The organism is Streptomyces sp. NBC_00358, from assembly GCF_036099295.1.
In the GTDB taxonomy this organism is placed as follows: domain Bacteria; phylum Actinomycetota; class Actinomycetes; order Streptomycetales; family Streptomycetaceae; genus Streptomyces.
The window spans coordinates 5,510,667-5,529,938 of the sequence record NZ_CP107976.1; the positions used below are offsets into that span (position 1 = coordinate 5,510,667).

At 72.3% G+C, this 19,272-nt stretch carries 13 protein-coding genes; 7 read left to right on the forward strand and 6 right to left on the reverse strand.

What is annotated here, in order from left to right:
* Positions 1-209 precede the first annotated feature (209 nt).
* Together OHT01_RS23530 and OHT01_RS23535 are read right to left on the reverse strand one after the other, a co-directional pair.
* Positions 210-740, reverse strand: a complete 531-nt coding sequence (locus OHT01_RS23530) for an SUKH-3 domain-containing protein (RefSeq protein ID WP_328555103.1) — start codon at positions 738-740, stop codon at positions 210-212.
* Between the two features lie 77 nt (positions 741-817).
* Positions 818-1,330, reverse strand: coding sequence for a YwqJ-related putative deaminase (locus OHT01_RS23535; RefSeq protein WP_328555104.1), 513 nt, complete (start codon positions 1,328-1,330; stop codon positions 818-820).
* A 220-nt stretch (positions 1,331-1,550) separates the two neighbouring features.
* Here OHT01_RS23535 and OHT01_RS23540 point away from each other — a divergent pair, with 220 nt between their 5' ends.
* From OHT01_RS23540 to OHT01_RS23550, 3 genes are all read left to right on the forward strand, one after another.
* A complete protein-coding gene (locus OHT01_RS23540) occupies positions 1,551-2,561 on the forward strand; it encodes an SMI1/KNR4 family protein (protein ID WP_328555105.1) in 1,011 nt (336 codons plus the stop codon).
* 7 nt (positions 2,562-2,568) lie between these two features.
* Positions 2,569-5,484: an SUKH-4 family immunity protein gene (locus tag OHT01_RS23545; RefSeq protein WP_328555106.1), complete on the forward strand. Its 2,916-nt coding sequence runs from the start codon at positions 2,569-2,571 to the stop codon at positions 5,482-5,484.
* 317 nt (positions 5,485-5,801) lie between these two features.
* Positions 5,802-6,689, forward strand: coding sequence for a cellulose-binding protein (locus tag OHT01_RS23550; RefSeq protein ID WP_328555107.1), 888 nt, complete (start codon positions 5,802-5,804; stop codon positions 6,687-6,689).
* A gap of 144 nt (positions 6,690-6,833) precedes the next feature.
* Here OHT01_RS23550 and OHT01_RS23555 read toward each other — a convergent pair whose 3' ends face one another.
* Positions 6,834-8,468, reverse strand: a complete 1,635-nt coding sequence (locus OHT01_RS23555) for a sodium/solute symporter (protein ID WP_328555108.1) — start codon at positions 8,466-8,468, stop codon at positions 6,834-6,836.
* Complete coding sequence (locus tag OHT01_RS23560; protein WP_328558232.1) at positions 8,465-8,842, reverse strand: DUF485 domain-containing protein; 378 nt, start codon at positions 8,840-8,842, stop codon at positions 8,465-8,467. Before OHT01_RS23560 ends, OHT01_RS23555 begins: the two co-directional genes overlap by 4 nt.
* A 972-nt stretch (positions 8,843-9,814) precedes the next feature.
* Here OHT01_RS23560 and OHT01_RS23565 point away from each other — a divergent pair.
* From OHT01_RS23565 to mfd, 3 genes are all read left to right on the forward strand, one after another.
* A complete protein-coding gene (locus tag OHT01_RS23565; RefSeq protein ID WP_328555109.1) occupies positions 9,815-10,603 on the forward strand; it encodes an ABC transporter ATP-binding protein in 789 nt (262 codons plus the stop codon).
* Positions 10,600-13,164: an ABC transporter permease gene (locus OHT01_RS23570; RefSeq protein WP_328555110.1), complete on the forward strand. Its 2,565-nt coding sequence runs from the start codon at positions 10,600-10,602 to the stop codon at positions 13,162-13,164. The genes OHT01_RS23565 and OHT01_RS23570 overlap by 4 nt, the downstream gene beginning before the upstream one ends.
* A gap of 449 nt (positions 13,165-13,613) precedes the next feature.
* Positions 13,614-17,165 (forward strand): transcription-repair coupling factor, encoded by a 3,552-nt coding sequence (gene mfd, locus OHT01_RS23575; protein ID WP_328555111.1) that lies wholly within the window; start codon positions 13,614-13,616, stop codon positions 17,163-17,165.
* 33 nt (positions 17,166-17,198) lie between these two features.
* Here mfd and OHT01_RS23580 read toward each other — a convergent pair whose 3' ends face one another.
* The gene (locus OHT01_RS23580; protein ID WP_328555112.1) at positions 17,199-17,789 is read right to left on the reverse strand and encodes a TetR/AcrR family transcriptional regulator; all 591 of its coding nucleotides are present in this window, start codon (positions 17,787-17,789) and stop codon (positions 17,199-17,201) included.
* A gap of 171 nt (positions 17,790-17,960) precedes the next feature.
* On the opposite strand from OHT01_RS23580, the gene OHT01_RS23585 reads away from it, so the two are divergent.
* Positions 17,961-18,857, forward strand: a complete 897-nt coding sequence (locus OHT01_RS23585; RefSeq protein ID WP_328555113.1) for an SCO6745 family protein — start codon at positions 17,961-17,963, stop codon at positions 18,855-18,857.
* A gap of 146 nt (positions 18,858-19,003) precedes the next feature.
* Here the strand turns inward: OHT01_RS23585 and OHT01_RS23590 are convergent, their stop codons facing one another.
* Complete coding sequence (locus OHT01_RS23590; protein WP_328555114.1) at positions 19,004-19,195, reverse strand: antitoxin; 192 nt, start codon at positions 19,193-19,195, stop codon at positions 19,004-19,006.
* Positions 19,196-19,272: the final 77 nt, after the last annotated feature.

The window sequence follows — 19,272 nt, forward strand, 5'->3', positions numbered from 1 at the left end:
CGCGTCGCCGACTGCGGGTGCGCCGTGGCTTGGGTGCCATTCCTCGGGGCGCGAAATTTCAGTCCCCTCCGCGGGAATTTCAGCCCCTCCGGCCCGCCTTCGGGTGCGGGGGAATTTCAGCCCCTCCGGCGTTTGAGGAGCGGGGTCTGGGGCGGAGCGCCAGGTATGGGTCGGGTAGGGGCGGAGGGGGTGAAGATCGCCGACCGGGGTCAGGGCGCCGTGAGGCGGGGTGGGGCCGTGCCGGTGAGGAGGGTGGTGATGGCGGCGTCGATGTGGGGGCCGAGGTACCAGTCGCCGGTGTGGTCGAGGGTGTAGACCCGGCCCTCGGCGTCGATGGCGAGCAGGGCGTGGGAGTCGGGCTCCTCGCCGAGGGGGCAGACCTCGGTGTCGAGCGCGCGACCGAGGTCGCCGAGGGTGCGGGCCATGTGCAGCCCGTGCAGCGGGTCGAGATCGAGTGCGGCGGGGGCGAGCCGGCGCCCGGGTCCCGGGGCGTCCACGAGAAGCCCTCCGAACTCGGCCCACGCCTCGACCGCGGCCGGGAACACGCAGTGCCGGTGCCCGGCCGGCGACGCGTGTCCGCGCAGCGCGTCGGCCCAGTACTCGGCCTGCTTTATGTCCCAGCGTCCCGGCTGCCATCCCGCCGAGCGCAGCGCGCCGTCCACGGGTTCGGTGAAGCGTGACGTGGGTCCCCCCTGGCCCGGAGGGGAGAAGGGTCTGGAGGGGGAGCGGTCGGAGTGCATCTGCCCTTCGTTCGTCGAGGGTCGGGACATCGGCGTCGCGGACGCCGTCATGAATACGTAGTCGGGGAAGGGGGAGTTCAGGCGTCCGGTGCTGCCGGGTCGACGATGCGCACGCCGAAGTGGTCGCTGAGCGCCGTGCAGGATCGGCAGGGCGCGGCGAAGCTGCCGTGCAGCGGGTCGCCGTCCTCGCGGATCCGGCGGGCGGTGAGCTTGGCCCCCTTGAGGGCTTTGCGGGCCTCGCCGTTGGTCATCGGCTTGCGGATGGCGCGCCTGCTGCGCTCGGCGTCGGCCGCGGCGATGTGACGGGAGATCAGGATGGCCTCGGCGCAGCGGCCGGTGAAGCGGTCGCGTTGTGCGTGCGTGAGGGTGTCGAGGAAGTCCTGGACCAGTGGGTGAAGAGCGGGTGGCTGGTCGCCGCGGGCGGCGGTGCCGGTGAGGGTGGCGCCGCGGACGGAGAGGGCGGCGGCGACGGTGGGGAGTATGCCGTCGCGGCGGTGCAGCAGGATGGGGGCGTGGAGCGCCTCGGTGCTGCTCCAGCCGACCCGGGGGTCCCCGGACGTGCCCGTATGCGTCGCGTTCATGATCGTCATTCCCTCCCGTGCATCCCCCGGTGCGGAGACAGACTGCCAAATGCCGTGGCGAGAGCGGTAGCTGGGGCGGTGCGACACGCCAGGTCTTCGCCTCAGGGTCACGGCGGGGTGACGGCTGGTCACGGAACCGGAGGCCCGGTGACCGGTGTCGTACAACCGAATAGGCTGTCGACATCCGCGCTCCATCCAGCTACTGAGAACGCCGCAGGGGGCAACCGCCATGACGACAGGTCGGCTCGGGCAGCGAGCCGCTCCGCCGAACGCGGCCTACGCCGGGCAAGTTGTGCACTTCCCGGATCCGGTCCGGGCCGCACGCCACCCCAGAGGTGTGCGGATCGACGAGCGCGGCTATCCCGACTTCTCGATCTACGCGCGTGCCGCGGCGGAGATCGCCGAGCCCCCGGAGGGCTTCGGCGTCGACGAGTTGAGGCTGACGGACTACGTCTCCGCGAACGCCGCTCTCGCCGCGTCCGGGCACGATCTGTGGGACACGATTCCGCCGGTGGCGACGCCGCACGGCTGGACGTGGCATCACGTGGCGGGCACCCGGCGACTGGAGTTGGTCCCGGTCGAGGTGAAGGCCCTGCTGCGGCATCACGGCGGTGTCGCGACCACGGCTGTCGATCACTCCAAGCGGGGGACGCGGCCGTTGCAGGAGACGCGGCCCGCGCACTTCGGGCTGCCGAAGTCGTCGGTGGCGGTGACCGAGCAGCAGGTGCTGGGGGTCGAGGAGGATCTCGGCTACCGGCTGCCCGGTGCCTACCGGTCGTTCCTGAAGGCCGCGGGCGGATGCGCGCCGGTCGGCGCGGCGCTCGACGCCGAGCTCGGACTGCTGGTGGACCAGCCGTTCTTCACCGTGCGCGACGAGGCCGCGGTCAATGACCTGGTGTACGTCAACAAGTGTCTGCGCGACCATCTGACCAAGGACTACCTGGGCGTCGGGTTCGTGCAGGGCGGTCTGCTGGCGGTGAAGGTGAAGGGCGACCGGATCGGTTCGGTCTGGTTCTGCGCCTTCGACGATGCCCGTGACCAGGACGCCTGGCCGCCGGCCGAGCGGGTGGAGCGGCTGCTGCTGCCGTGCGGTGACGACTTCGACCAGTTCCTGTCCCGGCTGGCCGGCGATCCGCCGGAACTGGAGACGGTGGCGAATCTGATGGTGGACGGCGGTTTCGCGTACGCCGTGCCCGTTTCGGCGTCGTCGGCGTCCTCGGTTTCTTCGGTGGGGGAGTGAGGTTGCGATGGTGACCTTTGCGCAGGCGCAGGAGCGCGCCGAGGAGTGGATCAACGGGGATGTGCCCGGGTACCAGCACCGTGAGGTGCGGGTGCGCGAGTTCGAACTCGGTTTTGTCGTATGGGCCGAGGATCGTGCCGAGGGGCCGCGTTCCGACGGTGGCGCGCAGCGGCTCGTCATCGCGCGGGACAGCGGGGAGGCCACGCTGTGGCCCGCGCTGCCGGTGGGTGAGGTCATCCGGCGGTACGAGGAGGAGTACGGGGTGCCCGACGGGTCCCCGGAACCGGCGCCGGCGCCCGCGGCCCGGGTCGATCTGAATCAGACGTCGTTCCTGCTCAGCCCCCCGGAGTGGCTGCAGGAGGCGGCGGACAGGATGGGCATTCCGGACCGGCGCACGGGGGCGGGATCGTCCGCCTCCGACGGCGCGGGGTCGCGTGCGGTCGCGGCCTCCGGGTCGGACGGGTCCGTGAACGGGGCTCTCGGAGGCGGGAGTTCGCCTTCGGATGCACCGGGAGACTCCGGGGCGCACGGACTGCCGTCCGCGCCGGGCGGGCAGGCCGCTTTCCCGGCCGGGGCGCCGGGTTCGCCGTCCTCGGCCTATTCCGCTCCTCCCACCACGCCGGGTGTGCCGTCGGCTCCCGGTGGGGTCACGCAGTGGCCTGCCGCCGCGACCGACGACGAGGTTCCCGGTCCGCGGGACGCGAGGCCCGACGTTCCCGCCGACGCGACCCCGTGGGCGGGGACGGACACCAACGCCGATCCCGGGGACGACCGTTCCGTGCCGCTGCCGGCGACCGTGTTCGCGCCGCCGCTGGCCGATGTCGACGACTCCCGCACGCCGCCGCCCGCCGCTGCGGACGCCATGACCGCGATGATGTCCGGGGGCAGCCAACTCCCGCGTACGACCATGTCACCCGTGGCCGACGCCCCGAACCCCCCTGCGCCGGCCGGTTCTTCACCTGGCCAGGGGCTGCCCGGCGGTCCGCCGCCCTCGCAGGGACCCGGTGCTCGGCAGGGCACCCCGCCGCCCGGCGTTTCCGCGTACGGCTATCCGCAGGGTCCGGGAGCGGGTCCTGCCGCGCCCCCGCCCGGTGCGCCGGTCTCCGGCGGTCCGCAGGGGATGCCGCCGGGCGCGCCCGCGTACGGCTTCCCCCAGGGGCCGGGCACACCGCCGCCCGGCGCCCCGCCCGCTCCGGGTGCCGTCGGTTCGCCGCCGCCCGCCGCGCCGTCGCGGCCGTTGCCCCCGAACGCCGGTGACATCGCGGACGCCGCGACCAGCAAGGCGCAGGCGCCGCCCCGTGGGGCGCGCGGGGGCGGGGCGAGCGCTCCGCATCCGCCGAGCGCCCCCGGGGCGCCGGGCGCGCGCCCGGGCAGCGCGCCTCCGCCGCCCGGTCCGGGCGCGCCCGCGGGCGGGTATGTGCCGACGCAGCTTGTCTCCCAGCTCGGGCCGGACGGGCCCGAGGGAGCCCCGGGGGCGCCCCAGCCGCCCGGCGCCACGCCTCCGGGCGGTGGAGTCCATCACGCCGCGACGATGCTCGCGGGGCCCGCGGTGGGCGGCCCCGGCGCGCCGCAGCCGCCGGGTGCCCCCGGCACGCCCTGGCAGCAGGGCCCTCCCGGTGGGCCGAACCCGCCGGGCGCCACGCCTCCGGGCGGAGCGCACCATGCCGCGACGATGCTGGCCGGGCCTCCGGCGGGTGGACCGGGCGCGCCGCAGCCGCCGGGTGCCCCGGGTGTGCCGCAGCCTCCCGGGGGGACGCCCCCCGGCGAGGTGCACCACGCCGCGACCATGTTCGCGGGGGCTCCCGTCGGCGGTCCCGGCGCTCCGCAGCCTCCGCAGGCCCCCGGTATGCCGCCGGGTGCCCCTCAGCCGCTGCCCGGACAGCAGCCCATGCCCGGAGGGCCCGTGCCGGGGCAGCAGCCGCCGGCGTACGGGTATCCGCAGGCGGGGCAGCCGACCGTCGGGCCCGGCTATCAGGCCGTACTGCGGTACCGGGCGCACGACGGGTCGGAGCAGCAGCTGATCCGGCGGTCCGCGCCCGGTACCCCGCATCCGGAGTGGCAGATCCTGCACGAACTGCGCGCGATGAACGTGCCGCCGCAGCAAGTGCTCGAACTGCACACGGAGTTGGAGTCCTGTGAGCTGCCGGGCGCGTACTGCGCGCGGATGATCAGGGAGACCTTCCCGCAGGCGCGGATCACGAGCATCGCGCCGTACGGTACGGACCACGCGAGCCGGCAACAGGGGATGCACCAACTCCTGGCACATCAAGGTGAGTTGCATCAGGTCGCGGACGGGCCGGCGCGTCCGGCGCCGGTACGGGTTCCGATTCCGCCGGTGCAGCCCGCGCCGCCGATCCCGCCGGAGGCGATCGGGCAGGAGCTGGCGGCGGCGTTCGGGCCGGGGATGTTCCGGTTCGACCACGCGGCCGTGTCCCGGCAGGGTGTGCCGCCCATCGTGGCGCACACCCTGGTCGTGGCCGGGCTGCCGGTCGACATGGGGCCGTTCTTCTGGGCGCAGGCCCAGCCGGGCCGTCCGGTGCCGACGCTCGCCGAACTGGCTCAGGAGCGCGGGGTGGCGGCGTCCCAGGACGCGGGCTCGTACCTCGTCATGGGCAGCGACTTCGGCAAGGCGATCTGCGTCCAGTACGGCACGGCGAACATCGTCGCCGTGCCGGTGGAGGCCGGTCCCGGAGGTGCGCCGGTGCCGCCGCAGTTCGTGAACACCGGTCTGCCCGAGTTCGCGCGCTGCCTGGCCCTGCTCGGCCGGATGTGGCGGCTGCGGTTCGGTCTCAACCAGGAGCAGGCGGGCCGCTGGACCGTCGACTTCCAGGCGCAGCTCGCCTCGCTCGACCCGGCGGCACTCGCCTCCCCGGAGAGCTGGTGGTCGGTCCTGCTGGAGGAGATGTGGGACGGACTGCTCTAGCGGTGGGACGACTGCGGAACGGATGAGGCGCTCGACCCGTGTGACGGGTCGGGCGCCTCGTCCGTGCGGGTGGTCCGTGCGGGCCGCGCCCCGGGGGAGGGCGTCGGCGGTTGGGACCGTACGAAGGGTCGGAGCGTTCCTCTCCGGGCGCCGTTCCGGCGTCGCGCTCCGGGCCCCTGACCTCAAATGACTCGCGTGTGATCGGTCCGCGGCCGCTTGGACGGGCGGAGTGTCGCGTTATGAACACTTCCGTGCGATCCATCAAGATGTGCGCGAAATCGTCTTTTCGTGTGTGTCGGCCGGAGAGGGGTCCAAGGATGAGCAGCGCACCGATGTCGCCGCACGGCTTCGTGGCTGTACGGGGACGCGGCTACCGTCCCGAACAGGTCGACGGGTACGCCGCGGCGCTCTCCCGGGACCGGGACGCCGCGTGGGAGCGGGCCGCCCGCCTCACCGTGCTGGCGAAGGACATGGAGGCCGAGGCCGAGCGGTTGCGGGAGGCCGTGACACGGCTCGCCCCGCAGACGTACGAGGAGCTCGGCGAGCGGGCGCGGCGGATCTTCCAGCTCGGCGAGGAGGAGGCCGAGGCGCTGCGGGCGGACGCGCGGCGCGAAGGCCGGTCGGAGGTCGAGGAGGCCGAGGCGGCGGGACGCGAGGTGCGGGAGGCCGCGCAGGCGTACGCCGACGAGCTGCGCGGCGAGGCGGAGGAGTGGGCTCTGCAGCGGCTGCTCGGCGCGCGGGCCGAGGCCGACGAGGTACGTGTCTCCGCGCGGCGGGACGTCAAGGAGAACCGGGGGCAGGTACTGGCCGTGCTGCGTGAGGTGCGCGGGCGGACGGAGGTCCTGGCGAGCGAGCAGGAAGCCGAGCACACGGAACGGTGGGCCGAGTTCGAGCGGGTCGCCGCCGAGCGCCGAGCCGCGCTGGAGGCGCACCACCTCGAACGCGCGGCGCGCGCCGAGGAGTCGCTGGCCCTGGCCACGCGGGCCCTCGCCGAGGTGAAGGAGTCGGACCGGCACCGGCAGGAGGACGCGGCGGCGCGGGCCGCCGAACTGCTCGCCGAGGCCCGGCTCCTGGAGGAGCGGATCGCCCGGGAGACCGAGCGGGTGCTGCGTGAGCACGGGGAGCGCTGGGACGACGTACGGGCCCACATGGACCACGTACGGAGCAGCCTCACGTCCCTCACGGGGCATGCCCCGGCGGAGTAGCCCCGCTCCGCGGACCCGCAACCCCCCGCTCCGCGGACCCGCAACCCCCCGCTCCGCGGCCGGTTTCCCACCCGCCAGCCCGTCTCGCCCAGTCAAGAGGGCACCCCCTCGCACCCCCTCGCGCCCGTGCCCCCTCAAGCCCCTTCACCGCCCCCTCCGTATCGCCCCCGCCAGAATCCACCCCTCCACCGCCTCGTACTGACGCCGCTGCTCCTCCGCCTTGCGGCGGCCCGAGGCGACCGTTCCGAGCCACCCGTAGGCGAACCCCAGCGGGATCGACACGATGCCGGTCGTGGTGAACGGGAACCAGTTGAGGTCGGCGTCCGGGAACGCGGCGGTGGGGGAGCCGGAGACGAGGTTGGTGCCGGGCATCAGCGCGAGGACGGTGAGGGTGCCGCCGATGAGGGTGGCGAGGAGGCCGGTGCGCGTGTACCGGCGCCAGAAGAGGCTGTAGACCAGCGCGGGCGCGATGGCGGAGGCGCCGATGCAGAAGGACAGGGTGACCAGCGGCTGAAGGCTGCGGTGCTGGGCGAGGGTGGCGAGCAGGATGGCCGGTGCCCCCACCGTGAGTGCCGAGACACGGGCGAGCAGCATCTCGCGGCGCGGGGAGAGTTCGTCGTCGTGACGGCGGCCCCGGAAGAGCCGGCTGTGCGCGAACACGTCGTGGGCGAGGGAGTTGGCGCAGGCCAGGATCATCCCGGCGACGGACGCGAGCAGGGTCAGGAAGATCGCTGTCGTCACGGTGGTGAACAGGAGGGTCTCGGCGGTGGACACCGACGTGCCGAACACGGCCCTGGAGCCCAGCAGATAGGCGGTGTTGCCCTGCGGATCGGCCGCCGCGATCGAGGCGCGGCCGATCATGGCCGTGGCGCCGAAGCCGATGACGCTGACGATCAGCACGAACAGGGCCACGCACGGCACCGCCCAGGACAGCGACCGGCGCACCTGACGGGCGCTGTCGGCGGTGTACATGCGCATGGTGATGTGGGGAAGGCAGGCACCGCCGAGGACGACCGTCAGCTCCGAGGTGATCATGTCCACCCGGGGGCTGGCGCCGCCCGCGAACTGCAGGCCGGAGCGCAGGAAGGCGTCGCCCACGCCACTGTTCCCGGCGGCGGCGGCCAGCAGCGTGCCGGGGTCCCAGTCGAAGCGCCGCAGGACGAGTACGGCGACCACCGTGCCCGAGCCGAGCAGCATCACGATCTTCAGGATCTGGATGAGGGCGGTGCCCTTCATGCCGCCGATCGCCGCGTAGCTGATCATCAGGATGCCGAGGCCGACGACGCAGCCGGTCTTGAGGGAGTCGTTGGAGAAGCCGAGGATGAACGCCAGCAGGTCGCCCGCGCCCGCCAGTTGGACCAGCATCAGCGGCAGCAGCGCCACGATGGTCACCGCGCAGGCCGTGTTGCGGACGGCCCGGCCCGGCGTCCGGCGCGCGAGCGCGTCGCCCATGGTGAACCGGCCCGCGTTGCGCAGCGGTTCGGCCAGCAGGAACATCAGCAGCATCAGGGACAGGGCCGTGCTCAGGGCGAGGACGACTCCGTCGTAGCCGGCCAGCGCGATGACGCCACCGGTGCCGAGCACGGACGCCGCGGAGATGTAGTCCCCGGCGATGGCGAGGCCGTTGCGCATCGGCGAGAGCGATCCGTAGCCGGTGTAGAACTCGTCCAGGTCGTCGCGGTCCGGGCCGGTCATCACGCACAGCAGCAGGGTGACCGTGGCGACGGCCGTGAACGCCACCAGTGACATCGCCTGCGCGGAACTGGTGAACCCCGTCATCGTGCCGCCTCCCGCTTCGCGTCCAGTTCGCTCTGCTTGCGGAGCCGGTCCGCGATGGGGTCGACCCGCCGGCGCGCGGAGTGCTCGTACAGCCCGATGGCCAGGCAGGTGACGGGGACCTGGAGCAGGCCGAGCAGCAGGCCGGTCGACAGTCCGCCGGACACCGTGCTCGACATCAGGGACGGCGCGAAGGCCGACAGGATGAGGAAGAGGGTGAAGTAGCCGAGCGCGGTGAGGGTCGCGACGCGCCGCTGCCGGCGGTAGGCGCCGCGCAGCAGCCGGATGTCGCTGTGCTGCCCGAGCGGCTGGTGGCGCGGCCTCCGCGGCCGCGGGGGCTCGGCGGGCCGGGGCTGTGGTTGCCAGGGGTAGGTCAGCCGGGCGGGAGCCGGTTCGGGGCCGGGGCCGGGGTCCGGCGGTGGATACCCGGAGTACGGGGACCGCTGGGGGTACGGGGGCTGCTCGTCGTACGGCGGGTACTCCGGGTACCGCGGGTTCGGCGGGTACGGCTGATACAGCGGGTTCCGTGGTGGCTGGGGAGACGGGCGCTGCCGTTGGTGCGGGCGCTGCTGAGGTGGCCTTGGGTGCTCGGGGGACGAGAACGCGTCGGGCATCCCGGTTCTCCTTGCGTGGCTCGGGTCCGGTGCGGGACCGCAGGGAGCTGGGGGGTGGGCAGCGCACGCTACTCGTACGTACGAGGCGGGCGCGACCGTTTCACCGAACTGGGCGGTCGGTACGCGCTTACTTCAACTACCCCGGGTGTTACCCGCGTTCACCTGTGGATTTTCCCTGGAGGCGCCTTGGAGCTCCCCTGGAGTTCACGTGTGGGAAGCGAGTGCCCGGAGTGACCGGTGGGGCGGACGATCGTGCCGTGCCGGTCCGGCGGTCGCCTTCGGCGGGATCGCTTCCCCCTGCATCCGTCTGCCGGTCCCGGCTTCCCGCTTGAGCCTCACGCCGGGGGAGGGTGGAGGCTGAGTGCGCCCGGGGGTGGAGCCGACCCCGAGAGGGGGTCCTCCCGAGGGGGGAGGACCCCTAGGGGGATCTCCGTACCAGGGATCGGGGAGGGTTCGTCCCGCCGGAGGACGAGACGGGGCCGAGGTCGTCCTTAACCTGGCTTTACGCCGTCGGGAGCGCGTCCGGTCGTACGGACCGCACCCACGGGGGTGGGGTTTTCCCCAGCAGAAGACGGGGCCGTGCACCAGCGCGTCCGACCCCCTCCCGGCACCAGACTTGCGGACGTGGCCCAGCGCACCGTGTCCGAACGGCGCGTTCCTCGCGGCCCGCCGCACCCGCTCGCAGACTTTCGCAGCTCAGCAGTTTCCCCTGCTGGCCGACTTAGGAGACATACCGTGACATCGGCTGTAAGCATTCCCAGGCACGAGGGCACTGGAGGGCGTACGGCCGTCGCCGCGCGGGCACGGCAGGTCGTCAAGGCGTACGGGTCCGGGGAGACCCGCGTCGTCGCCCTCGACCAGGTCGACGTGGACATCGCGCGGGGCCGGTTCACCGCGATCATGGGCCCCTCGGGGTCCGGCAAATCCACCCTGATGCACTGCCTCGCCGGGCTCGACACCGTGACCTCCGGCCAGATCTTCCTCGACGAGACCGAGATCACCGGGCTCAAGGACAAGAAGCTGACGCAACTGCGCCGGGACCGGATCGGCTTCATCTTCCAGGCCTTCAACCTGCTGCCGACGCTGAACGCCCTGGAGAACATCACGCTCCCGATGGACATCGCGGGCCGCAAGCCCGACAAGCGCTGGCTGGACCAGGTCGTGGAGACCGTCGGGCTCGCCGACCGGCTCAAGCACCGCCCCAACCAGCTCTCCGGCGGCCAGCAGCAGCGGGTCGCGGTGGCACGGGCGCTGGCGGCCCGGCCCGAGATCATCTTCGGCGACGAGCCGACCGGGAACCTCGACTCCCGTGCCGGCGCCGAGGTGCTGGGCTTCCTGCGGCGCTCGGTGGACGACCTGGGCCAGACCATCGTGATGGTCACGCACGACCCGGTGGCGGCCTCGTACGCGGACCGCGTGCTGTATCTCGCCGACGGCCGGATCGTCGACGAGATGCACCAGCCGACGGCCGACCAGGTCCTGGACCGCATGAAGGACTTCGACTCCCGCGGGCGGACGTCATGACCGTCCTCAAGACCTCGATGCGCAACTTCTTCGCGCACAAGGGGCGCATGGCGCTGTCCGCCGTGGCGGTCCTGCTGTCGGTGGCCTTCGTCTGCGGCACGCTCGTGTTCACCGACACGATGAACACGACGTTCGACAAACTCTTCGCGGCCACCTCCTCGGACGTGACGGTGCTGCCGAAGGCCGCCAAGAACGACGACACCCCGCAGAACGGCAAGCCCGAGTCGGTGCCGGCCTCCGTGCTGGCGAGCACGAAGCGGGCGGACGGCGTCAAGTCCGCCGAGGGTGCGGTCAGTTCCCTGAACGTGACCGTCGTCGACAGCCACAACGACAACATGGGCTCCACCACCGGAGCCCCGACCATCGCCGGCAACTGGACGCGCAACGACCTCCGTTCCACGGAGATCACCTCCGGCCGCGCCCCGCGCGGACCCACCGAGGTGATGGTCGACGTCGACACCGCCCACAAGCACCACCTCACGATGGGCGACGAGCTGCGCACCATCGCGGTCACCGGTGACTTCAAGGCGCGGATCGTCGGGATCGCCACCTTCAAGGTCACCAACCCCGGTGCCGCCGTCGTCTGGTTCGACACCGCCACCGCCCAGCGCGAACTGCTCGGCTCCACCGGCCGGTTCACCCAGATCAACGTCACCGCCGCGCCGGGCGTCTCCGACGCGCACCTCAAGCGGAACGTCTCCGCCGCGCTCCACGGGTCGTACAAGATCCAGACGCAGAAGGAGAACTCCGACGAGAACCGCCAGGGCGTCGGCCAGTTCATGAACGTCATCAAGTACGCCATGCTCGGCTTCGCCGGGATCGCGTTCCTGGTCGGCATCTTCCTGATCATCAACACCTTCTCGATGCTGGTCGCCCAGCGGACCCGCGAGATCGGCCTGATGCGCGCCATCGGCTCCTCCCGCAAGCAGGTCAACCGCTCGGTGCTGGTCGAGGCGCTGCTCCTCGGCGTCGTCGGCTCGGTCCTCGGCGTCGCCTCGGGTGTCGGCCTCGCGGTCGGCCTGATGAAGCTCATGTCGTCCATGGGCATGGACCTCTCCACCCGTGACCTGACCGTCAAGGCGGCCACCCCGGTCATCGGCATGGTCCTCGGCGTCGTCGTCACCGTCCTGGCCGCCTATCTGCCGGCCCGGCGAGCCGGGAAGGTCTCCCCGATGGCCGCCCTGCGTGACGCCGGGACCCCGGCGGACGGCAAGGCGGGTCTCGTCCGCGGTCTGATCGGTCTGGCCCTGACGGGCGCCGGAGCGTTCGCGCTCTACTCGGCGGCCACCGCCGACAAGGCCAGTGACGGCTCGCTGGTCCTGGGCGCGGGGATCGTCCTCACCCTGATCGGCTTCGTGATCGTCGGCCCGCTGCTGGCGGGCGGTGTGGTCCGGGTGATCAGCGCCGTGCTGCTGCGGATGTTCGGACCCGTCGGCCGGCTCGCCGAACGCAACGCGCTGCGCAACCCGCGCCGCACCGGCGCCACCGGCGCGGCCCTGATGATCGGCCTGGCGCTGGTCGCCTGCCTGTCGGTGGTCGGCTCCTCCATGGTGGCCTCGGCGACCGACGAGCTCGACAAGTCGGTCGGCGCGGACTTCATCGTCCAGGGCCAGCAGCGGATCGTCCCGCAGGCCGAGCAGGCCATGGAGAAGACCCCGGGCCTGGCGCACGTCACCCGCTACAAGGACATCGAGGCGACGGTGACCTCGCCGGACGGCAAGGCCGACGACTCCGGGATCACCGCGGCCGACCCGTCCTACGCCCAGGACCTGCGGCGCAAGACGACCGCCGGTGACCTGTCGGCGGCCTACGGCAAGAACGCCATGTCGGTGGGCTCGAAGTACGCCGAGAAGCACGGTGTGCGGGTCGGCGACACCCTGAGCGTCGCCTTCAAGGGCGGTGCCACGGCGAAGCTCAAGGTCGCGGCCATCACGGACGACGACGTCGCCATCGACCACGAGGTCCGCTACACCTCCATCGAGACGATGGAGAGGTACCTGCCCGCGAGCAGGATCCCGCCGAACGAGATCATGTTCGCCAAGGCCGAGCCCGGCCACGAGAAGCAGGCGTACGCGGCCCTGAAGAAGTCCCTGCATCCGTACCCGCAGTACCAGGTCCGCGACCAGACGGACTACAAGCAGGAACTGAAGGACCAGGTCGGCCAGCTCCTGAACATGGTCTACGGCCTGCTGGGTCTGGCGATCGTGGTGGCCATCCTCGGTGTGGTGAACACCCTGGCCCTGTCGGTCGTCGAGCGCACCCGAGAGATCGGCCTGATGCGTGCCATCGGACTCTCCCGCCGCCAGTTGCGCCGCATGATCCGCCTGGAGTCGGTCGTCATCGCCCTCTTCGGCGCTCTGCTCGGCCTGGGGCTCGGGATGAGCTGGGGGGCCACCGCCCAGAAGCTCCTCGCCCTGGAGGGCCTGAAGGTTCTGGAGATCCCCTGGCCGACCATCATCGGGGTCTTCATCGGCTCGGCCTTCGTGGGCCTGTTCGCCGCCCTGATCCCGGCGTTCCGGGCGGGCCGGATGAACGTACTGAACGCGATCGCCACCGACTAGCCGTCGGCGGACGGTCGAACGGGCCACCGCGTACGGGGGTTGCGGTGGAAGGGACGGGCCCGGTCCGAGGAGAGCCACTCTCCTCGGACCGGGCCCGCGGTGTGCCCGATGGCCCGTTCGGGAGTGCGCACCTGGCCCCCCGTTCGGGGGAGGACAGTGCGTGGTGACAGCGCGTGGTTCCGGCTTCGGTGGTCGGCGGAGGGCGGGCGGCGGGGCGAGCCGGGTCCGGCCGGCGAGGGGCGTGGGTCGGGAGTCCTGGACCCGGGGTGCCGGGCCCGGGGCAGGGGGCCTGGGCCCGGCACCGGGTGCGCGGCCGGTCACGGGGCGGGGGCGCGGGCCCCGGTGGACGGTCACGCGCGAGCGGGCGCGGAGTCGTAGGCTGGATGCCCCCGGCCCGTCCCACGTGTCGGGCGTCTCGCGTTGCCCTCTCCCCGGGATGGAAGCCCTTCATGAGCCTGCACGGTCTGCTCGACGCCGTCGTCAAGGACGCCGCCCTCGCGGAGGCGGTGAAGGCCGCCGGCGACGGCAACCGGATGCACGTCGACCTGGTCGGCCCACCGGCGGCGCGCCCGTTCGCCGTCGCCGCGCTCGCCCGCGAGACCGGCCGAACCGTGCTTGCCGTGACGGCCACGGGCCGGGAGGCCGAGGACCTGGCCGCCGCCCTGCGCACCCTGCTCCCGCCGGACGGCGTGGCGGAGTACCCGTCGTGGGAGACGCTGCCGCACGAGCGGCTCTCGCCCAGGTCGGACACCGTCGGCCGGCGTCTCGCCGTCCTGCGGCGCCTTTCCCACCCGCGTCCCGACGACCCCGAGACCGGCCCGGTGTCCGTCGTCGTGGCTCCCATCCGCTCGGTCCTCCAGCCGCAGGTCAAGGGCCTGGGCGACCTGGAGCCGGTCGTCCTGCGCACCGGCAGCACCGCCGACCTGGGCGACACGGTCGCGGCGCTCGCGGCAGCCGCGTACTCCCGCGTCGAACTCGTCGAGAAGCGCGGCGAGTTCGCCGTCCGCGGCGGCATCCTGGACGTCTTCCCGCCCACCGAGGAGCACCCGCTGCGGGTGGAGTTCTGGGGCGACGACATCGAGGAGATCCGCTACTTCAAGATCGCGGACCAGCGTTCCCTGGAGGTCGCCGAACACGGCCTGTGGGCCCCGCCCTGCCGCGAACTGCTGCTCACCGAGGACGTGCGGGCGAGGGCCGCGGCCCTCGCCGAGGCTCACCCGGAGCTCGGAGAACTCCTCGGCAAGATCGCCGAGGGCATCGCCGTGGAGGGCATGGAATCGCTCGCCCCGGTCCTCGTCGACGACATGGAGCTGCTGCTCGACGTCCTGCCCGAGGGCGCGATGACCGTCGTGTGCGACCCGGAGCGGGTACGGACCAGGGCCTCCGACCTGGTCGCGACCTCGCAGGAGTTCCTCCAGGCGTCCTGGGCGGCGACGGCCGGGGGCGGCGAGGCGCCCATCGACGTCGGCGCGGCCTCCCTGTGGTCCATCGCGGACGTACGGGACCGGGCGCGCGAGCTGGACATGATGTGGTGGTCGGTGTCGCCGTTCGCCGCCGACGGGGAACTCACGGACGCCTTCGCCGGCGGGGTGGGGGACACCCTCAAGCTGGGCATGCACGCCCCGGAGAGCTACCGCGGCGACACCGCCCGCGCGCTCGCCGACACCAAGGGGTGGCTGGCCGAGGGCCGGCGCACGGTCTACGTCACGGAGGCGCACGGTCCGGCGGCACGCACCGTCGAGGTGCTGGGCGGAGAGGGCATCGCCGCCCGCCTGGACATCGACCTCACCGAGATCGGCCCCTCCGTCGTACACGTGGCGTGCGGCTCCATCGACTACGGCTTCGTCGACCCGGTGCTCGGACTCGCCGTCCTGACGGAGACCGACCTCTCCGGCCAGAAGGCGGCGGGCAAGGACGGCGCCCGGATGCCGGCCCGCCGCCGCAAGACGATCGACCCGCTGACCCTGGAGACCGGCGACTACATCGTGCACGAACAGCACGGTGTCGGCCGCTACATCGAGATGGTGCAGCGCACGGTCCAGACCGCGACCCGCGAGTACCTGGTCGTCGAGTACGCCCCCGCCAAGCGCGGCCAGCCCGGTGACCGTCTCTACATCCCCACCGACCAGCTGGAGCAGATCACCAAGTACGTCGGCGGTGAGGCCCCGACGATGCACCGCCTGGGCGGCGCCGACTGGACGAAGACCAAGGCACGCGCCAAGAAGGCGGTCAAGGAGATCGCCGCGGACCTGATCAAGCTGTACTCGGCGCGGATGGCGGCCCCGGGCCACGCCTTCGGCGCCGACACGCCCTGGCAGCGCGAGCTGGAGGACGCGTTCCCCTACGCGGAGACGCCCGACCAGCTCACGACGATCGCCGAGGTCAAGGAGGACATGGAGAAGACGGTCCCGATGGACCGTCTGATCTGCGGCGACGTCGGCTACGGCAAGACGGAGATCGCGGTCCGCGCCGCGTTCAAGGCGGTGCAGGACGGCAAGCAGGTGGCGGTCCTCGTCCCCACGACCCTGCTGGTGCAGCAGCACTTCGGCACGTTCTCCGAGCGCTACTCGCAGTTCCCGGTCAACGTCCGCGCCCTGTCCCGCTTCCAGACGGACACCGAGGCCAAGGCGGTCCTGGAGGGGCTGCGCGAGGGCTCGGTGGACCTCGTCATCGGCACCCACCGCCTGTTCTCCTCCGAGACCAAGTTCAAGGACCTGGGCCTGGTCATCGTCGACGAGGAGCAGCGCTTCGGCGTCGAGCACAAGGAGCAGCTCAAGAAGCTCCGCGCCAACGTCGACGTCCTCACGATGTCCGCCACCCCCATCCCCCGTACGCTCGAAATGGCGGTGACGGGCATCCGTGAGATGTCGACGATCACCACCCCGCCGGAGGAGCGGCACCCGGTGCTGACTTTCGTCGGCCCGTACGAGGAGAAGCAGATCGGCGCGGCGATCCGCCGTGAACTGCTGCGCGAGGGCCAGGTCTTCTACATCCACAACCGGGTCGAGTCCATCGACCGGGCGGCCGCCCGCCTCAGGGAGATCGTCCCGGAGGCGCGGATCGCCACGGCCCACGGCCAGATGGGGGAGCAGGCGCTGGAGCAGGTGGTCGTCGACTTCTGGGAGAAGAGGTTCGACGTGCTGGTCTCGACGACGATCGTCGAGTCGGGCATCGACATCTCGAACGCCAACACGCTGATCGTGGAGCGCGGCGACAACTTCGGCCTGTCGCAGCTCCACCAGCTCCGCGGCCGGGTCGGCCGCGGCCGGGAACGCGGCTACGCCTACTTCCTGTACCCGCCGGAGAAGCCCCTCACGGAGACGGCCCACGAGCGGCTCGCGACGATCGCCCAGCACACCGAGATGGGCGCGGGCATGTACGTGGCGATGAAGGACCTGGAGATCCGCGGCGCGGGCAACCTGCTCGGCGGCGAGCAGTCGGGCCACATCGCCGGCGTCGGCTTCGACCTGTACGTACGCATGGTGGGTGAGGCGGTCGCGGACTACCGCGCCTCCCTGGAGGGCGGCGTGGAGGAGGAGCCGCCGCTGGAGGTCAAGATCGAGCTTCCGGTCGACGCGCACGTCCCGCACGAGTACGCGCCGGGCGAGCGGCTGCGCCTCCAGGCGTACCGGTCCATCGCCTCCGCGAACACGGAGGAGGACGTCAAGGCCGTACGCGAGGAACTCGTCGACCGGTACGGCAAGTTGCCCGAGCCGGTCGAGAACCTGCTCCTGGTGGCGGGTCTGCGGATGCTGGCGCGGGCCTGCGGGGTCGGCGAGATCGTCCTCCAGGGCAACAACATCCGCTTCGCGCCGGTGGAGTTGAGGGAGTCCCAGGAGCTGCGCCTGAAGCGGCTCTACCCGGGAACCGTCATCAAGCCGACCGCCCACCAGGTCCTCGTCCCGCGCCCGAAGACCGCGAAGGTCGGCGGAAAGCCCCTGGTGGGGCGGGAGTTGCTCGGCTGGACCGGGGAGTTCCTGGCTTCGATCCTGGGGTCGTAGCGGTTCCTTCCCGTGTCGGGGGCCCGGTCCTGATCAAGGCCGCTGGGGGCGGAACAGCATGTCCGTCAGGGCGTGGAAGACCTCTTCGGGGTCCTCCTCGCCCACCTGGCCGTCCAGGTTGTGGCTGATCAGGAGTGTGGCGAAGCCGTGGGCCAGGGACCAGGCCGCGATACCGGCGAGCCGGGTGTCGGGGCCGCGGCCTTCCGAGGGGAGCGCGGAGACGGCGGCGCGCAGCCGTACGCCGGCGAGCGTCCGGGCCGTCGTGAGCTCCAGGTCGTTCTCGCGGAGCAGCTCCGGGGCGAACATGACCTGGAAGTGGGCGGGGTACTCCCGCGCGAAACGTACGTAGCGCACGCCCGCGTCGCGCAGGTCGGCCGCGTCGTCGAGCGCCGTCGCCAGGAGCCCGAAGCCCTCCGCCGCGATGGCCGTGAGCAGGCCGACGCGGTCCTTGAAGTGGTGGGCCGGGGCGGCGTGCGAGACGCCCGCGCGGCGGGCCAGATCACGCAGGCTCAGCGCGGAGGGTCCCTCGTCGGCGATGACGTCGAGAGCGGCGCCGAGGATGGCGCGGCGCAGGTCCCCGTGGTGGTAAGGCCGCTCGGAGCCGCTGGTCTTCGCGAGATGCATGACAGCAGCGTACGCCGAATCTAGTCGTTGACAAGTTCCGGCGGCTCGGGCAATCTTGGCAGTGTCAAGTTGTGAGCGTGTCGACACATGACGAGGGTGAGGGGTGGAGTCATGTCCGGGAGCGTGAGCGGGGCGAGTGGGACCGGCGGGGCGGGGACCGCGGAGGAAGGGATGCCCGGAGAGGCGGCGCCGACAGCAGGGGCGGACGTCGATCTCGGCCGGGTGCGCCAGCTCTGGCATCTGCTGGAGCCGCTGCATGCCGTGCTGTACTACGCGCCCGAGGCATTCGAGGAGGCGTCGGCGCTCGGATACGGGACCGAGGAGCGCTGGCCCAGCTACTTCCCCTACCGTGCGGCGCCGTTGGGGGCCGTCGGCAGTCGGCGAGTGGCCTCCGCCTTCTACAGCTTCAGCCCGCGCATGGTGCACGAGCACGTCGACTCGGCCTGGCGGACGGCGAGTCCGGAGCGGGTGCTCGCGGCGCGGGACCGGTCCGTCGACCGGGCGTACCGCGCGATATTCGCCGACCGTGTCACCGCTCCCGAACTCGCCGAGGCCGCCGCGCTGGCCCGCCTCGCCGCCGAGGCGGCGAACACCGAGGGGCGCCAGCTCGCCGCTGCCAACGCCGAGTTGGCCTGGCCGGAGGCCCCGCACCTCCAGCTCTGGCATGCGGCGACGATCCTGCGCGAACACCGGGGCGACGGCCACCTCGCGGCGCTGCTCGTCGCGGGCCTGGATCCGGCCGAGTCACTGGTTTCGTTCGCGGCGACAGGCGCGGCCTCGGTGGAGCGCTTCGAGAGCCGTGGCTGGAGCCCCGAGGAGTGGGCCGCGGCGCGGGACCGCCTGGCGGCACGGGGCCTGGTGGGCGAGGACGGCGTGGCCACGGACGCCGGCCGTGAGTTGCGCCGCCAGGTCGAGCGGCACACCGACCGCCTCGCCGCCGCCCCCTGGCAGTCACTCGGCGCGGACGCCGTCACCCGCCTCGCGGACCTGCTCGGCGAGTTCTGGGTCGCGGTGCTGAGCTCGGGGCTGCTGCCGTCGGAGACGACACTGGGCATCGGAAAGGTCTGACGCCCGAGCGGGTGGGGCGGGCCCGAGCGGGTGCGGCAGGCGCACCTCCACGGCCACTGCCCCACCCGGCGGTATGCCGCGATGGGGCTGGAGGGGGAAACGGTTCTCGGATCGCCGCGGCTACGACTGTGCCGGCACCGCTGCGGCTACGACTGCTCCGGCCGGTCGCGGTTGCGGTCCATCCCCATCGCGCCTTCGGCCTTCTGCTGTGCGTCGTCGACCTTGTCCGTGTATTTGTCGCCGGTCTTCTTGTTGGCCTGCTTCTCCGCGGCATCGGACATCTGTCCTGCCTTCTCCTGTGCCGCGTGACTGCTCTTGAACCTGTCGAAGATGCCCATCCAGAGCTCCTTCCGGAGGTGACTCACGACCGACGATACGCCCGGCGTGCGCCTATTGCCCATCGATGCCTGGTATG

What these genes read in the sequence shown, in the direction of transcription:
- OHT01_RS23530 (WP_328555103.1), bottom strand. Translation starts at nt 740, where the DNA reads ATGCACTCCGACCGCTCCCCCTCCAGACCCTTCTCCCCTCCGGGCCAG.
- OHT01_RS23535 (WP_328555104.1), bottom strand. Translation starts at nt 1,330, where the DNA reads ATGACGATCATGAACGCGACGCATACGGGCACGTCCGGGGACCCCCGG.
- OHT01_RS23540 (WP_328555105.1), top strand. Translation starts at nt 1,551, where the DNA reads ATGACGACAGGTCGGCTCGGGCAGCGAGCCGCTCCGCCGAACGCGGCC.
- OHT01_RS23545 (WP_328555106.1), top strand. Translation starts at nt 2,569, where the DNA reads ATGGTGACCTTTGCGCAGGCGCAGGAGCGCGCCGAGGAGTGGATCAAC.
- OHT01_RS23550 (WP_328555107.1), top strand. Translation starts at nt 5,802, where the DNA reads ATGAGCAGCGCACCGATGTCGCCGCACGGCTTCGTGGCTGTACGGGGA.
- OHT01_RS23555 (WP_328555108.1), bottom strand. Translation starts at nt 8,468, where the DNA reads ATGACGGGGTTCACCAGTTCCGCGCAGGCGATGTCACTGGTGGCGTTC.
- OHT01_RS23570 (WP_328555110.1), top strand. Translation starts at nt 10,600, where the DNA reads ATGACCGTCCTCAAGACCTCGATGCGCAACTTCTTCGCGCACAAGGGG.
- mfd (WP_328555111.1), top strand. Translation starts at nt 13,614, where the DNA reads ATGAGCCTGCACGGTCTGCTCGACGCCGTCGTCAAGGACGCCGCCCTC.
- OHT01_RS23580 (WP_328555112.1), bottom strand. Translation starts at nt 17,789, where the DNA reads ATGCATCTCGCGAAGACCAGCGGCTCCGAGCGGCCTTACCACCACGGG.
- OHT01_RS23585 (WP_328555113.1), top strand. Translation starts at nt 17,961, where the DNA reads ATGCCCGGAGAGGCGGCGCCGACAGCAGGGGCGGACGTCGATCTCGGC.
- OHT01_RS23590 (WP_328555114.1), bottom strand. Translation starts at nt 19,195, where the DNA reads ATGGGCATCTTCGACAGGTTCAAGAGCAGTCACGCGGCACAGGAGAAG.